Here is a 13,913-nt window from a genome sequence, read left to right on the forward strand (position 1 = left end):
TCGGCGGCGGGGCTCGTCGCGGTGGCCCCGGCCGGGCTGTCGGCGCCGGAGCCACCGGTGACCGCCTGGCTGAGGACGACGAGCGCGACGAGGGCCAGCAGCGCGGTCAGCACCTTGTGCCGCGCGAACCAGCTCTGCTGCCGGGGTGGCAGCGGCGGTGCCGGCGGCTGCAGCTGCTGCTGCTCGAAGGACGGGTGGTTGGTGCTCATGTGAGGCTCCTCGTGACGGTGGGTCGTGGCAACGGGTCGAATCTCGCCCACGGCCTCCCCTCGCCGCCTCCTCCGAGTGGCCCGAACCGGCCGACCGGAAGGAGGAGAGCCGGCCCGCAGGGTGCGACTCGTCGGATGACCCCTCGCCGTCGCCGGCGGGCGCTACCTTTCCCGTATGCCGCTCACCTCGCTCCCCGACGCACGTCGTCTCGGGCGCCGGGCGTGGGGCCGCGGGCGTCTGGAGCGCCGCACGCGCACCTTCCTGCTGTCGTGCCTCGTCATCATCGACGTCTCCTACTCGGCGACGGCGATCGACGCCCGGGCCGCCGCCGCGGCCGGGCTGACCGTGCCGCAGACCGGCACGACGCTGAGCGGCTACGCCGGCGCGGCCTCGGTCGTCGGCCTGGCCCTCGCCGTGGCGGTCATCTGGCGGCACCGCTACCCGGTGCCGCTCGCCGCGGCCGGGGTGGTCGGCAGCGTCGCCTTCCAGCTGGGGCCCACCGCCGCGCTGATCGGCTTCATGTCCGTCGTGCTGTGGCGGCCGGTGCAGCAGTGGTGGATGGTGGGCCTGCCCGTCGCCGCGGTGACCCTGTGGCGTGTCTGGGTCGACGTGACGGCGACGCCCCGCACGGCGTCCTTCTGGCGGACCCTCATCGAGCCGGCGAGCGGGTCGGTGCCGTGGTACGTCGCGGTCATCCTCGCCCTCGCGCTGCTCGCCGGCTTCGGCGGCGCCGGCCTGTGGCTACGGACGCGGTCCGAGCTCGCGTCGGCGAACCGGGTCGTCGCGGCGGAGCGGCACCAGGTGTCCACCCTGACCGACCAGGTCTCGCGCCAGGCCGAGCGCGAGCGCCTCGCCCGCGAGATCCACGACGGGCTCGGCCACAACCTGTCCATCCTCTCGGTCCACGCCGGCGCCCTCGAGGCGATGGCCCAGCGGGTCGCCGCGTCCCCCGGCGGGGCAGCGGACGGCACGCCCCGGGGCGCCGACCCGGTGACCGGGCAGCTGCAGGAGTCGGCCAAGGTGGTCCGGGAGACGGCGGCCCGGTCCGTTGCCGAGCTGCACAGCCTGCTCGACCTGCTCCGCAAGCCCGACGACGCCGACCTCGCCGCGCCGACGAAGACCCTGCGCGACGTCCGGTCCCTCATCGACGAATCCGTCACGGCGGGCATGCCGCTTATCGCGACCGTCTATGTCGACGACTCCCTGGCCGTCGACGCCCACATCGCGCAGGCCGCCTACCGGATCGTGCAGGAGCTGCTGACGAACGCCCGCAAGCACGCCGCGACGATCCCGGTCCGGCTCACGATGAGCGGCTCGCCCGCCGAGGGCGCCCTGGTCATCGCGACGGCGAACCACCTGCCGACACAGGGGCCCGGCCGGCCGGCCGGGCCCGACCTCGACGGCCATCGCGGTGGGTCGGACCTCGATGGCGCGAGGGAGGGCGAGCGGGACGACGCTCGCGCTGGGACCGGGCTCAGCGGCATACGGGAGAGAGTCGAGCGCTACGGAGGAGACATGGCAGCGGGAGTCGACCCCTACGGGGTGTTCCGGGTGTCCGTGCGGCTGCCCTGGGCACCGCCCGACCCGACGCGGGACGCGGGAGGCAGCCGGTGAGCGAGGCGCGGCCGACCCGGGTGCTGCTCGTCGACGACGTGCCGCTGATGCGCAGCGGCCTCGCCGCGATCCTGTCGACCACCCCTGACATCGTCGTCGCGGCCGAGGTCGACGACGGTGACGAGGTGATCGACGCCGTCCACGCGCACCGGCCGGACGTCATCCTGCTCGACATCCGGATGGCGCGGCAGGGCGGCATCGAGACGATCGGGCAGGTCAAGGCGCTGCCTGACGCGCCGAAGGTGCTCATGCTGACGACCTTCGACGCGGACCAGCTCGCGTACCGCTCGATCGAGGCCGGCGCTGATGGGTTCCTGCTCAAGACGGCGTCGCCGCAGGAGATCTGCGACGGCATCCGCAACGTCGCCGGGGGCCTCGGCGCGGTCTCGCCCAAGACCGCCACGCAGCTGTTCGAGCGAGTCCGCGACGACGCGGGGGGCCCCCGCCGCGCGGAGGCCCGGCGGCTGGTCGCGGCCCTCACCGACCGGGAGCGCGCGGTCCTCGTCGGCATCGCCGAGGGGCTGACGAACGCCGAGATCGCGAGGCGGCTCTACGTCGGGGAGACGACCGTCAAGACCTACGTCGGGAGCATCTTCGACAAGCTCGGCTGCGACAACCGGGCCAGCGCCGCCGTCGTCGCCGAACGCGCCGCCCTGCTCTGACCTGCGAGGCCGCGCGAGGGGGCGCGGGCCGGCCGGTGCTGTGAAATGGTTGCCGTATGCGGTCCTATTGCGCGGTCTACGTCGACGCCGGTTATCTGCTCGCCTCGGCCGCCACCCGGGTCACCGGGACGTCGCTGCGCAACGGGGTGACCATCCAGTACCGCGAGCTGATCGAGGCGCTCATCACCCAGGTACAGCAGGAGAGCGGGCTGCCGCTCCTGCGCGTCAACTGGTATGACGCTGCCGGTGGCCCCGGGGGCGCCCCCGACCCGTGGCAGGACCAGATCGGGATGCTGCCGCGCCTGAAGCTGCGGCTCGGCAGGATGTCGCCCGGCGGTGAGCAGAAGGGCGTCGACCTGCGGATCGGGCTCGACATCGCCACGCACGGACGCAACCGGATCGCCGACGTCATCTATCTGCTCTCCGGGGACGACGACCTCACCGAGGCCGTCGAGGAGGCCCAGGGGCACGGCGTGCAGGTCATCCTGCTCGCCGCGCCGGACCGGCACGGCCGACCGCACGCCGTCTCGCGCAACCTGCAGCGCGAGGCGGACGGCACGACCCTGCTCGACCCGGTCATCATCGACAAGTTCGTCAAGCCGCGGCCCAAGCCCGTCCCGGAGCCGGTCGTGCCGCCCACCGAGGTCGTCGAGGACCGGCCCGCCATCCCGACCCCGGCGGCGCTCGCCGGCACCCGACCGTGGAGCACGCCGATCCCGGCGATCCGCACCGGGGACCAGGCGGCGGCGCTGCACGGCCACACGCCGCACTCCGCGCCGCGCATCGTCTACTCGAGCATGACCGGGCGGGCCTCGGTCGGCGACTCGAGCCTGCCGCCGGAGATCGAGAAGCTCGTCGACGAGGTCGTGCACGGCGTCGTCGACACCTGGAAGAGCACCGTGACGGACGCGGAGCTGAAGGCCGTGCGCTCCGAACGTCCTTACATCCCAAGGGACCTCGACCGCACCATGCTGCTCGACATGTCGGCCCGACTGGGCATGTACGACGTCGACGAGCACACCCGGCTCGCCCTGCGGGAACACTTCTGGGGGGTGCTCGGGTCCTCCGCGGCCGAGGATGCACTCGCCACGCAGCAGCCGACGAAGGAGTCGTCATGAGCACGCCAGCCCATCCCGAGAGCCGCGAGAACCCACCCGCCGGTTGGTACCCCGACCCCTACGGGCAGCCGATGACCCGCTACTGGGACGGCAACATGTGGACCGAGCAGACCGGGCCGGTCTCGGCGCCGCCGCTGAGCCAGGCGCTCGCATCGAGGGTCCTCGTCGACGAGCTCGGCAACCCCGTCAGCCCGAGCTCCCGCCTCGTCGCGACCCTGCTCTGCTTCTTCCTCGGCGTGCTCGGGGTGCACCGCTTCTATGTCGGCAAGATCGGCACGGGCATCCTGCAGCTGATCACCGGCGGCGGGCTCGGCATCTGGTACCTCATCGACCTCATCCTCATCATCATCGGCCGCTTCCGCGACGCCGACGGGCGCCTGCTCATCAACTGGTGACGGGATCCTGAGACCGCCCTTCAGCGCTGGGGCGCGGTCGGGGGCGCGGCGTTTCCCCGGCTTCTCTTGAGCTTTTCTCAGGCTTTCCGAGGGGACCTTGGTCCCGGAGCCTGCTCACATGCGGCCGCACAGTCGAGGTGAAAGGTCCGGCTGCGCCGTCGGCGGCGGCGCCCTCGAGAGAGAAGCCACCCATGCAGCTAGCAACGGTCGTCATGGACGCCGGAGGTCGCTTCATCGACTGGGGCGTGCTGCACGTCTCGGTCGGCAACCTCATCGTCGTGCTCGTCATGCTCGTCGTCTTCGCGCTCGTCCTGGTGCTGCCGTTCCCGGGCGAGCGCGAGGAGCAACCGAGGGGCGGCTCGCGATGACCGCGCCGGCGCGGGCCACGACTGCGCACACGACGCTCACCGAGCGGCTCCGGACCCGCATCGAGCACACCGTCCCGCAGGGCCAGGCGCTGCCGGACCGTCAGCCGGCGTATGTCCGGTCGTGGGTCTACGTGTTCGGCGTGCTGACCCTCTCGGCGTTCCTCGTCGTGCTCGTGTCGGGCGCGATCCTCGCTGTCGGCGGCCTCACCTGGTGGCACACCTCGAGCGTCGGCCACTTCGTCAACTCGCTGCACCTGTGGAGCGTCGAGATCTTCTTCGCCACGATGGTGATCCACCTGTGGGGCAAGTTCTGGATGGCCGCCTGGCGCGGCGGGCGCGGACTGACCTGGGTGACCGGCGTCCTGCTCTTCCTCGCGTCGATCGGCACGGCGTTCACCGGCTATCTGTCCCAGACGAACTTCGACTCCGAGTGGATCAGCACGCAGGCCAAGGACGGCCTCAACGCCGTCGGGATCGGCGCGTTCTTCAACGTGCTCAACCCGGGCCAGATGCTGCTCTGGCACGTCGTCCTGCTGCCCTTCGTCGTCGGCCTGATCACCGTGTGGCACGTCGTGCTCGTCCGGCGCCACGGCGTCGTGCCCCCGATCGACGCGGTCGCACCCGGCGAGACAGTGCCCGGCGACGCACCCGACCTGTCGACCGCGAGCCAGGAGGAGGCTCGGCCATGATGCTGCGCGCCAAGGCCCCGAGACGACCGGTGAGCGACTCCCACGCCTTCCCGACCCGCTCCTACGACCTGGTCAAGGAGTTCCTCATCGCGCTGGCCGTCGTCACGGTCCTGACGGTGGTGCTCGCCGCCGTGTTCTCCTCGCCGGACGACAAGGCCATCTCGCTGCAGTCGTGGGCCAAGACCGCCCCGTCCGACGTCGTCGCGACCGCGGCCGGGGAGCTGGCCGGCACGACGACGAGCGCGACCTACGGGCCGCCCTACAACACGAACGGCGACGGTCAGCAGTTGCTCTTCCTGCCCCTGCAGAAGTGGGCCGGCGTGCGCTACCCCGTCGACTCCGCCAACGACCTCGTCGTGGGACCGCTGCGCTCCATGACCGGCGACCCCGCGGTCACGGGCGCCCTCGCGAGGTGGGACAGCGCGACCGCACAGCAGCGCACGACGTGGGCGACGGCATACGGCGACGCCTTGTCGAAGGCCCCCGACGGCGAACCCGCGAAGGTGGCGAGCGGTGACTACGGTCCCGTTCCCGCGATGGCGGCCGGCTTCCAGCGGCTCGCGCTGACCGGCGGGCTCGAGCAGCAGCTCACGTCGGGTCCGTTCTACAACGCCGACCCGACCAAGGCCCTGCTCCTGCTCGCCGACGGGTCCTACCTCGAGGACCAGGCCCGCGCCCAGAGCCTCGGCGGCGACCAGTGGGGGATGATGAACGAGACGGGCAACTACCCGGGCCAGCCATGGCTGTGGCTCTACACGTTCTGGTACCAGATCGACCCGTTCAAGTCGTCGGACAACGCCGACGCACTCGTCTGGGGCCTGATGATGGTGCTCACGCTCGGCCTGATGCTGGTGCCGTTCATCCCGGGGCTGCGCTCGATCCCGCGGTGGATCCCGGTGCACCGGCTGATCTGGCGCGACTGGTACCGCCGCACCGGCCACTGATCCCCGTCGACCGGTCACTTCCGCCGTGTCGACCGGTCACTTCCGCCTGCTCGACCGGTCACTTCCCTCTGCTCGACCGGTCACTTCCCCCTGCTCGACCGGTCAGTGCGCAGCACTCGAGCGCTCGGGTTCGGTGACGCTGATGTCGACGAGGAGCTCCGTCGCGAGGCGTTCGAGGCCGGCGCGGACGTCGGCCACATCGACCGTGGGCGGGATGCGGACCACGACGTGCGCCTCGAAGAGCAGCCCACCGGCCATGGGTGCCTCCCGGCTCCCCGTCGTCATCGACTCGATGCTGAGTCCGCTTCGGGCGAGGCTCGACGAGACGTCGCGGACGATGCCGGGATGGTCGTTGCCGATGAGGTCGATGGTGAGCCGCTCGTGCTCCTCGGCGGGTGCGGTCCTGGTGACCTCGGTGCCGGGGTGGGCCGACACCTCGAGCAGGCCGTCGAGTGAGCGCAACGCGTCGGTGAGGGCGTCGTTCTGGTCGGCCGGGACGCTGACGACGACGACCCCGGCGAACTTGCCGGCCAACTCGGCCATCTGGCTGTCCTCCCAGTTGGCACCGTGCGCGGTGACGACCTGAGAGAGGGCTTCGACGAGGCCGGCACGGTCGTCGCCGATGACGGTGAGCACGAGTCTGGGCATGAGGCATCGTAGCGATCCCGCCCCCCGCGCAGCCCCACCTGCACCGTCGAGTGAGCGCAAACTCCGGAGTTTGCGCTCAGTCGACGGTTGGCAACCGCAGTTTGCGCTCAGTCGACGGTTCGGGGCCGGAGTTTGCGCTCACTCGACGGGGAGGGAGGGGGTGGGGTTGAGACAGATGATGGCGGAGTGTTCGCTCGTCGGGGAGGGACGCGAGCGAACACTCCGCCACGGCCACACCTCTCGGGTAAAGGTGCGCCAGCCACGAAGACCTACTGGCACCGGTACCCGGAGGTGCGGGCTCTCAACCGGTCACAGGTGGATCTTGATCACCTGCCCTGTGCCCGGCGCCGTCTCCATCGTGGAGCCGGTCGTGACGTAGGCGGACGAGCCGCGGATCGCCACGCCATACGGGGCGAAGAGGTTGCCCGCGACCACGGAGTGCGTGGACGAGTGCGGCTTGATCCGCACGAGGTCCCCCGTCGGCCCGCTGAGCAGGCCGTTCGCCGCGATCTCGACCGCGTAGAGCCGGCCGTGGTGGTCGAAGGCGAGCGAGGTGACGTTCGTCAGGCCGGTGGCCCACTTCTGCGGGGCGTGACCCGGCACGATCCGCCAGATCGACGACGCGCCCTTCTCGAACGGGAAGCCGACGAGCTGGGAGACGTACCAGGCGCCGTCCGGGCCGCGGACGACGTCGGTGGGCACCGCGTCGGCCGGGAAGCCCGCCGGCAGGGTCGGCCCGCCGGGGACGGAGACGGGCTTCGTCGTGGGCACTGGAGCCAGCACGGCAACGGTGGAGCCGTGCCTGCGCGTCGAGATGACGTCGTTGGCCCCGGCGTCGGCGACGACAAAGCCCTTGTGGGTCCGGGCGATTCCGACACCGTTGCTGTCGATGTCTGTTCCGTCCGGGTTGTTCTTTGCCTCGTAGCCGGCGACGTCGAACACCTTCTTGACCTTGGGCGAGTGCCGCCGGTGGTGGAGGTCGACCTTGACGACCGTGCCGAGCAGCCGGCCCATGGACCCGAAGCCGGCACGGTAGGTGGGTGAACCGCCCAGCCCGATCACGAGGGCGAACTCATGGTTTCCGGTGAAGACGAGGTCGGACGGACCGATCGGCTCGCTCGCCGTGCCGCTCGATGGCAGCCCGGTCACGACCCGGTTGACGTGGCCCTTCTCGCCGATGCGGGCCACCGAGCCGGTGAGACCCACGCAGACCGTGCCGAACTCCGGGCTGGTCTGGCAGTTCGAGGTGCCGGTCGTGCCGGCTTCGGCGACGTAGAGCTCACCCTCGGGGCTGAAGGCGAGCTGACGCGGGTTGTTGAGGCCCGTAGCGATGACGGTCGGCGCGTGGTGCCTGGTGTCGGACGTCCGACCGTGAGCGGTGGCTGCCCCGGCGCTGGCGAACACGCCGGCGGTGCCGACGAGACCTGCCGAGAGCGCTGCCACGGTGATCCGCCTGCGGCGGGCACGGTGAGTCATTGGACCCCCTCGAGGATGAAACCCCCTGGCCGACCCAGCGTAGGAGTGAGCCCGACGCGCTGTACACGGATTCGGAGCCCCGATCCTTCGTCCACAGCCGATCCGGACGGTAATGTCCCGAATATTCTTGAGCGGCAGGTCAATCCATCGTCACGACGAGGTCTGATGCGGCACGAGTCTTTGCCACGATTGCGGCATTTGCCTCGTCCGACCGGAGCACCCACTCACGCGCCGACTCGCGGGCCTTGCCGAACTCGACGTGGCGCTCGACGAGCCGCTCGACGCGCACGGCATCGTCCACCTCGACGTACCAGACCTCCTCCAGGAGCGAGCGCACCTCCGGCCACGGATCCTGCTGCAACAAAAGGTAGTTGCCCTCCGTGATGACCAGGCGCGCAGACGGCTCGATGGCGATGGCGGCCGCGACCGGCTGCTCGAGGGCCCGCTCGAACCCGGGCGCGTAGACGGTCCGATCGCGCTCCTCGGCGACCCGGCGGAGCAGCGCCACGTAGCCGTCGCCGTCGAAGGTCTCCGGCGCACCCTTGCGGTCCGCCAAACCGAGGCGCTCGAGCTGCACGTCAGCGAGATGGAAGCCGTCCATCGGGAGGAGCTGAGCGGCATACGGCCCGAGTCCCCCGGGAGGAGCGGCACCGAGCCGGTCGACGAGTCCCTGCGCGAGCGTCGACTTGCCCGCCCCCGGCGGCCCGGTGATCCCGACGATGACGCGGCGGTCGGGGTCTGCGCGCTCGACGAGCGCGACGAGTCGGCGCAGCAGCGCGTCGTACGGTGGTCTCATGGCGATCACGATGGCGGCTCGGTTGGTGCAACGCCAACTGGGCCGGTCCCTGCGCAGCCGCGTCGCGGGCGAAGACGCCCCGGAGCGAGCGCAGCTGATCTGGGGCGCGCAGGGCCCGCGCTGGTTCACCCCCGACGACCCGATCTGGCGGGTCCACGCCGACGCGGCGATGTTCCCGGCCGGCATCACCTCGCTGCTGCTCCAGTCGCTGCACCCGCTCGCGATGGCCGGGGTCGCCGGGCACAGCGGCTACAAGAGCGACCCGTGGGGCCGCCTGCAGCGCACCAGCCACTACCTCGCCACGACGACCTTCGGCCGGATCACCGACGCCGAGGCCGCCATCGACAAGGTCCGTGCCATCCACGAGCGCGTCCGCGGCCGCGACCACCGCGGGCGGCCCTACCGCGCGAGCGACCCGCACCTGCTGATGTGGGTGCACGTCGCGGAGATCGACTCGTTCCTCCGCGGGTTCCAGACGTTCAGCGCTGCGCCGCTCACCGACGTCGACGCCGACACGTATGTCGCTCAGGCAGCGATCCCGGCACGCCGGCTCGGCGTCGTGGACCCTCCCACGGACGTCGCGTCCCTCCGGGCCGTGCTGCAGGCCTACCGGCCGGAGCTCGAGGCGACCCGGGCGGCGCGGGAGGCGGCGGCCTTCCTGCTGCTCAACCCGCCGCTGCCGCTCGCCGCACGGGCGGGGTACGGCACCCTCGCCGCGGGCGGTGTCTCGCTCCTGCCGGGGTGGGCGCGACGGATGCTGGGCATCCCGCTGCCGGACCTCGCGAGCAGCCTCGTGGCGCGGCCGCTCGGCCGGTTCGGAACGGCTGCGGTCCGGTGGGGGCTCGCCGGGCTCGAGGAGCGCCGGCCGTCCGACCCGGCAGCCTGACCGCCCCAGCAGCCTCACAACCCCGGCCCGGCCGAACCGGGCCGACTGGCCCGAGCGCGCTACTCACACGGCGGGATCGGGCCGACCTCGGAGGGCTTGTCGATGATCTGGCGCAGCAGCTGCACCGGCACGGCCCAGTACGGCCCCTCCGGCTTGCCCGCGTAGGCCACACCGACGACCCGGCCGCCGGAGTCGACGAGAGGACTGCCCGAGCTGCCGTGCTCGATCGGGGCGTCGTTGATGATCATCGGCTCGTCCGACTGCCCGACGATGTCCGCGCCGTAGCGCAGCACCTTGCCGCGTGACGTCTTCAGCTCGCCGCCGCCCGGGTAGCCGACGACGGTGATGGCGTCGCCCGGCTTGGGGTTCGACGTCGCGAGCGGGAGCGTCGCGGGCAGGTCGTCGGCGAGCCGGACGATCGCGAGGTCGGCGAAGGTCGCCGCGCCGGCGGTGTCGACCCTGCGGTCCCGGCCGTCGTAGGTCTGGATCTGCAGGGCGGTGGCCCCGTCGACGACGTGTCGGTTCGTCACGATGACCCGCGGGGCGACGGCGAAGCCGGACCCGACGGCGACCCCCTGGCAGCTGATGTTGCGGATCCGCAGCGAGGCCCGCTCGTAGGCGCTGAAGCCCTTGAGGGTGACGGTGGCGGCGGAGCCGCCCTTGATGTCCGGCACGGTCGGCACGCCGGTGACGCTGTGCGGCGGTGGGGTGGTCCGCGTCGGCGGGGCGAGCGGCAGCGCCTCGGCGCATCCCGCGAGCAGCAGGGTGGCCGCGATGACGCCGGCGCCGAGCACCGGCCTCAGCCGAGCGGCCATCACTGCCCCTTGAGCCATTCCTGGAAGGCCTTGCTCTGGCTCTGCGCCTCGTCGCACCCGGAGTTGACCTGGGCCACGAGCTTGGCGAGCGAGGCTGCGTCGTAGTCGCCCGCGTTGACGAGGTAGGTCTGCAGGTCGCGCAGGCCGGTCACGCACGCGTCGAGCTGCTCCTGGAGCCGACCGGCCTGCTCGACCGCGGTCGAGAGCATGCCGGCCTGGTCGCCGACCTTCGCCTTCTCGCTGGCGAGCTGACGGATGCGCTCCGAGGCGTCGTTGTACTGGCCGGCGACCTCCTTGAGGTTGCCCTTCGTCTCGTCGAGCGCCTTGCGGGTGTCGTCGAGCGCCGACTTCGTCTTGGTCAGCGTCTCGCTCGTCCGGTCGAGCTGCACCCGGCTCGACTCGAGCTCGGTCGTCGTCGAGTCGGCGAGCGCCTTCCAGTCGCGGGACGAGTCGAGGCTCTGCTTGTAGCCGTAGCCGAGGACGCCGAGCGAGATCACGCAGAGCGCGACGAGGGTCCAGGCCAGGATCGTCGGCCACCGGCGCGGAGACCGCGGTCGGCGCACCGCCCCCTCGGTCGCCTCGTCACCCGGGGCCTGCGCCTCGTCACCCGGGGTCTGCCCCGCGTCAGACGGTGCGGCCACGTCGGACGGTTCGGGGGCAGCCTCCGGTCCGTGCACGGGCAACGGCATGGTCTGGCCGGGCTCGTCAGGGACGGTCATGCTTCTTCCTCAACACATCGGGAATGACGTACACGTCGCCCCATCATCGCGTCTCGGCGCACAATGCCGAAATCTCCCCATACCGCCCAGCGCGCCGGTCCGATGGATCGGCACGGCTCCTGCACCGCGCAAACCCACCGAACCGGACGACGTCGGAGGCTATTCGCGCACGGCGACCGAACGGACCAGCGTCACGAGGGCGACGACGATCCCAATGATGCTGCCGCCGATGCCGATGCCGAGCGCGATCCGCGCGACGAGCGACCAGTCGAAGCTCCAGCCCGTGAAGTCGAGCGGGAATACCTGCCACAGCCGCACCATCGCGACGATCCCGATCGAGGTCGTCACGATGTCGCCGAGCGCGCGGAACCACCGCGGATCCCACACGACATAAAGCGCATTCGCGACAGCGCTGGCGATCAGGGCCGCGTTGACCCACGGCAGCACCTGCGGCGTCGCGGGAGTCAGGAACGGCACCGCGTCCCAGCCCGGTGCGACGTTGATGAGATAGAGCAGCACGGCGTTGACGCCGACCGCGATCGTGTAGCCGATGCGCCGGCCGGCAACGGGCTGGCGATGGTGGACGGTCATGGTGCTCATGACGGCCTCCCCCAGAGGGCTCCGGCGGGTCCATGCAGATCCGTCAGGACCATCGTTTCACCGGCCGAACGTCGCCGGATCCCAACGAGATCCGCGTCACCTGTCTCCTCCGTCACCCTGCCGCACGAGAACTGCACGGTATGCCGCTGAGCCGGCTCAGCGGCATACCGTGCCGTTGTCGTGGGGCTGAGCCCATGCGGCCGGTCAGCCGTCGCGGTCGCGCTGGGCCGCCTGCGCCGAGCGGCGGTCGGTCACGACGATGGTGACGAGCAGGACCGCGCCGGCGATGGCAGCCAGGAGGAAGAAGACCATCGCGATGGCCGGATAGCCGAGGATCTGCGCCGTCGTCGGCACCTGCATCATGAGCGCGGCACCGACGACGATCGCGGCGAGGACGATGCCCATCGTGAGCCGGTTGGTGAGCCGTTGCAGGAGGGACAGGAGCCGGACCTCGTCGATCGTCTTGACCCGCACGGCGAGCTCACCCTCGGAGAGGGCGTCCATGACCCGGTTCGCCCGGCGGGGCAGCTGCGCGGCGAACTCCTTCGCCTCGATGGCCGAGGCGATCGCGCCGGAGAGCGACACGGACAGGCCGGAGCGGAGGAGTTGCTCGAGGTTGTCGCGGATCGCCTCGGCGGGCGCGAAGCCGGGGTCGAGGTGCGCCGTGACCTGGTCGAGGTTGAGCAGGGTCTTGCCGACCATCGACATCTCGGCGGGCGGCCGCAGCCCGTGCGCGCCGGAGAGGCGGCTCAGCTCGACGAGGACGGTGCCGGCCTCGACGTCGCTGCCCATCGCGACGGCGTTCGAGACGAGGTGCGAGACGTCGTCGCGGAACCGGCCGGCGTCGTAGCCGGCCAGCGGGTGGCCCATCTCGGCCAGGACGAGCGCCGCCTCCTCGCCGTCGCCGTCACTGATCGCGAGGAGCAGCTTGACGATCCGGTCGCGCATCCGCCGCGGCACGCTCGTCACCATCCCGAAGTCGAGCAGCGCCAGCCGGCCGTCGTCGGTGACGAGGACGTTGCCCGGGTGCGGGTCGGCGTGGAGCGTGCCGTCGACGAGGATCATCTTGAGGTAGGCAGAGAAGAGCTCCTCGACGAGCGGGCGGGTGTCGAGGTCGATGAGGCCGAGGGGCCCGACCGAGGTGACGGGCCGGCCGGCGATGTAGTCCATCGTCAGCACCCGTGAGCTCGACAGCTCGGGGATGGGCTGGGGCACGAGGAGGTGCTCGTAGTCGGCGGTCAGCTCGCCGAACCGCACGAGGTTGTGCGCCTCCCGCCGGTAGTCGAGCTCACCAGCCAGCGTGCGGCGGAACTGGGCGAGCAGGTCGGTGATGCCGTAGCGGCGGCCGACCTCGGTGTGCCGCTCGACCTTGTCGGCGAGGCTGCCCAGCACCTCCATGTCGCCGCGCACCGTCTCGCGGACGTCGGGCCGCTGGACCTTGACGACGACGTCGCGCCCGTTGCGGGTGCGCGCCCGGTGCACCTGGGCGAGCGAGGCGGCCGCGAGCGGCTCCTCGTCGAACTGGCTGAACAGGTTGCGCAGCGGCGCGCCGAGCTCCGCCTCGACGGTCGCGCTGACCTGCTCGAACGGGAACGGCGCGACGTGGTCCTGGAGCCGGGCGAGGGCCTCGGTGTAGGCGGCGGGCAGCAGGTCGACGCGGGTCGACAGGAGCTGGCCGAACTTGATGTAGGTCGGCCCCATCCGCTCGAGGTCGTCGGCGAGCCGCTCGGGGGCGTCGCCCTCGATGTCGCCGAGGTCGCCGTCCGGGTCGAAGTCGTCGACGTCGACGCCCTGGAGGAGGTCACGGCGACCGTGCCGCAACGCCAGCCGGAGCAGGTCGACGTAGCGGCTGCCGTGCGCGATGTCCATGCCGGTGAGAATATCCACGTAAATGCCCATCCCGCGCCTGCCTGCCTCCCCTGCGCGGCGAGACGACCACCCCACCGTCGAGCGGTGCCCGGCCTGCGGCCTCC

15 protein-coding genes and 1 pseudogene are annotated in these 13,913 nt (G+C 71.5%); 8 read left to right on the forward strand and 8 right to left on the reverse strand.

What is annotated here, in order from left to right:
- Window positions 1-209, reverse strand: a pseudogene (locus N864_RS12755) (hypothetical protein); the annotation flags it as partial.
- Window positions 210-384: 175 nt separating this feature from the next.
- Here N864_RS12755 and N864_RS12760 point away from each other — a divergent pair.
- The 7 genes from N864_RS12760 (at window position 385) to N864_RS12785 (ending at window position 6,000) form a co-directional block, all read left to right on the forward strand.
- Window positions 385-1,824: a sensor histidine kinase gene (locus N864_RS12760; protein WP_034717311.1), complete on the forward strand. Its 1,440-nt coding sequence runs from the start codon at window positions 385-387 to the stop codon at window positions 1,822-1,824.
- Window positions 1,821-2,486: a response regulator gene (locus N864_RS12765; protein ID WP_081793783.1), complete on the forward strand. Its 666-nt coding sequence runs from the start codon at window positions 1,821-1,823 to the stop codon at window positions 2,484-2,486. Before N864_RS12760 ends, N864_RS12765 begins: the two co-directional genes overlap by 4 nt.
- Before the next feature lie 56 nt (window positions 2,487-2,542).
- On the forward strand, window positions 2,543-3,604 hold the full coding sequence (locus N864_RS12770; RefSeq protein ID WP_051518537.1) for an NYN domain-containing protein: 1,062 nt from the start codon (window positions 2,543-2,545) through the stop codon (window positions 3,602-3,604).
- Complete coding sequence (locus N864_RS12775) at window positions 3,601-3,999, forward strand: NINE protein (RefSeq protein ID WP_081793784.1); 399 nt, start codon at window positions 3,601-3,603, stop codon at window positions 3,997-3,999. Before N864_RS12770 ends, N864_RS12775 begins: the two co-directional genes overlap by 4 nt.
- Window positions 4,000-4,190: 191 nt before the next feature.
- Window positions 4,191-4,367, forward strand: a complete 177-nt coding sequence (locus N864_RS24700; RefSeq protein WP_155892926.1) for a hypothetical protein — start codon at window positions 4,191-4,193, stop codon at window positions 4,365-4,367.
- The gene (locus N864_RS12780; protein WP_081793786.1) at window positions 4,364-5,056 is read left to right on the forward strand and encodes a cytochrome b N-terminal domain-containing protein; all 693 of its coding nucleotides are present in this window, start codon (window positions 4,364-4,366) and stop codon (window positions 5,054-5,056) included. Before N864_RS24700 ends, N864_RS12780 begins: the two co-directional genes overlap by 4 nt.
- Window positions 5,053-6,000, forward strand: a complete 948-nt coding sequence (locus tag N864_RS12785) for a hypothetical protein (protein WP_240474311.1) — start codon at window positions 5,053-5,055, stop codon at window positions 5,998-6,000. Before N864_RS12780 ends, N864_RS12785 begins: the two co-directional genes overlap by 4 nt.
- Before the next feature lie 102 nt (window positions 6,001-6,102).
- On the opposite strand, the gene N864_RS12790 is transcribed toward N864_RS12785, so the two are convergent.
- The 3 genes from N864_RS12790 to N864_RS12800 form a co-directional block, all read right to left on the reverse strand.
- On the reverse strand, window positions 6,103-6,648 hold the full coding sequence (locus N864_RS12790) for a glycine cleavage system transcriptional repressor (RefSeq protein ID WP_034717312.1): 546 nt from the start codon (window positions 6,646-6,648) through the stop codon (window positions 6,103-6,105).
- Window positions 6,649-6,957: 309 nt separating this feature from the next.
- The gene (locus N864_RS12795; protein ID WP_155892927.1) at window positions 6,958-8,124 is read right to left on the reverse strand and encodes a ScyD/ScyE family protein; all 1,167 of its coding nucleotides are present in this window, start codon (window positions 8,122-8,124) and stop codon (window positions 6,958-6,960) included.
- Between the two features lie 139 nt (window positions 8,125-8,263).
- Window positions 8,264-8,920, reverse strand: a complete 657-nt coding sequence (locus N864_RS12800; protein ID WP_034717314.1) for a nucleoside/nucleotide kinase family protein — start codon at window positions 8,918-8,920, stop codon at window positions 8,264-8,266.
- On the opposite strand from N864_RS12800, the gene N864_RS12805 reads away from it, so the two are divergent.
- Window positions 8,919-9,806, forward strand: a complete 888-nt coding sequence (locus N864_RS12805; protein ID WP_034717321.1) for an oxygenase MpaB family protein — start codon at window positions 8,919-8,921, stop codon at window positions 9,804-9,806. The two genes, N864_RS12800 and N864_RS12805, sit on opposite strands and share 2 nt — an antisense overlap.
- Before the next feature lie 59 nt (window positions 9,807-9,865).
- Here N864_RS12805 and N864_RS12810 read toward each other — a convergent pair whose 3' ends face one another.
- From N864_RS12810 to N864_RS12825, 4 genes are all read right to left on the reverse strand, one after another.
- A complete protein-coding gene (locus N864_RS12810; protein ID WP_051518539.1) occupies window positions 9,866-10,621 on the reverse strand; it encodes a S1C family serine protease in 756 nt (251 codons plus the stop codon).
- Window positions 10,621-11,340 carry a hypothetical protein gene (locus N864_RS12815; RefSeq protein ID WP_034717325.1) on the reverse strand — a complete coding sequence of 240 codons (720 nt, stop codon included), beginning with the start codon at window positions 11,338-11,340 and terminating at the stop codon, window positions 10,621-10,623. Before N864_RS12815 ends, N864_RS12810 begins: the two co-directional genes overlap by 1 nt.
- 159 nt (window positions 11,341-11,499) lie before the next feature.
- On the reverse strand, window positions 11,500-11,940 hold the full coding sequence (locus N864_RS12820) for a hypothetical protein (protein ID WP_034717327.1): 441 nt from the start codon (window positions 11,938-11,940) through the stop codon (window positions 11,500-11,502).
- Between the two features lie 204 nt (window positions 11,941-12,144).
- A complete protein-coding gene (locus tag N864_RS12825) occupies window positions 12,145-13,809 on the reverse strand; it encodes an ABC1 kinase family protein (protein ID WP_034717329.1) in 1,665 nt (554 codons plus the stop codon).
- Between the last annotated feature and the right edge of the window lie 104 nt (window positions 13,810-13,913).

Source organism: Intrasporangium chromatireducens Q5-1 (genome assembly GCF_000576575.1).
In the GTDB taxonomy this organism is placed as follows: Bacteria; Actinomycetota; Actinomycetes; order Actinomycetales; family Dermatophilaceae; genus Intrasporangium_A; species Intrasporangium_A chromatireducens.

What these genes read in the sequence shown, in the direction of transcription:
- N864_RS24700 (WP_155892926.1), top strand. Translation starts at nt 4,191, where the DNA reads ATGCAGCTAGCAACGGTCGTCATGGACGCCGGAGGTCGCTTCATCGAC.
- N864_RS12770 (WP_051518537.1), top strand. Translation starts at nt 2,543, where the DNA reads ATGCGGTCCTATTGCGCGGTCTACGTCGACGCCGGTTATCTGCTCGCC.
- N864_RS12795 (WP_155892927.1), bottom strand. Translation starts at nt 8,124, where the DNA reads ATGACTCACCGTGCCCGCCGCAGGCGGATCACCGTGGCAGCGCTCTCG.
- N864_RS12785 (WP_240474311.1), top strand. Translation starts at nt 5,053, where the DNA reads ATGATGCTGCGCGCCAAGGCCCCGAGACGACCGGTGAGCGACTCCCAC.
- N864_RS12815 (WP_034717325.1), bottom strand. Translation starts at nt 11,340, where the DNA reads ATGACCGTCCCTGACGAGCCCGGCCAGACCATGCCGTTGCCCGTGCAC.
- N864_RS12810 (WP_051518539.1), bottom strand. Translation starts at nt 10,621, where the DNA reads ATGGCCGCTCGGCTGAGGCCGGTGCTCGGCGCCGGCGTCATCGCGGCC.
- N864_RS12805 (WP_034717321.1), top strand. Translation starts at nt 8,919, where the DNA reads ATGGCGATCACGATGGCGGCTCGGTTGGTGCAACGCCAACTGGGCCGG.
- N864_RS12825 (WP_034717329.1), bottom strand. Translation starts at nt 13,809, where the DNA reads ATGGACATCGCGCACGGCAGCCGCTACGTCGACCTGCTCCGGCTGGCG.
- N864_RS12820 (WP_034717327.1), bottom strand. Translation starts at nt 11,940, where the DNA reads ATGAGCACCATGACCGTCCACCATCGCCAGCCCGTTGCCGGCCGGCGC.
- N864_RS12760 (WP_034717311.1), top strand. Translation starts at nt 385, where the DNA reads ATGCCGCTCACCTCGCTCCCCGACGCACGTCGTCTCGGGCGCCGGGCG.
- N864_RS12780 (WP_081793786.1), top strand. Translation starts at nt 4,364, where the DNA reads ATGACCGCGCCGGCGCGGGCCACGACTGCGCACACGACGCTCACCGAG.
- N864_RS12790 (WP_034717312.1), bottom strand. Translation starts at nt 6,648, where the DNA reads ATGCCCAGACTCGTGCTCACCGTCATCGGCGACGACCGTGCCGGCCTC.
- N864_RS12800 (WP_034717314.1), bottom strand. Translation starts at nt 8,920, where the DNA reads ATGAGACCACCGTACGACGCGCTGCTGCGCCGACTCGTCGCGCTCGTC.
- N864_RS12775 (WP_081793784.1), top strand. Translation starts at nt 3,601, where the DNA reads ATGAGCACGCCAGCCCATCCCGAGAGCCGCGAGAACCCACCCGCCGGT.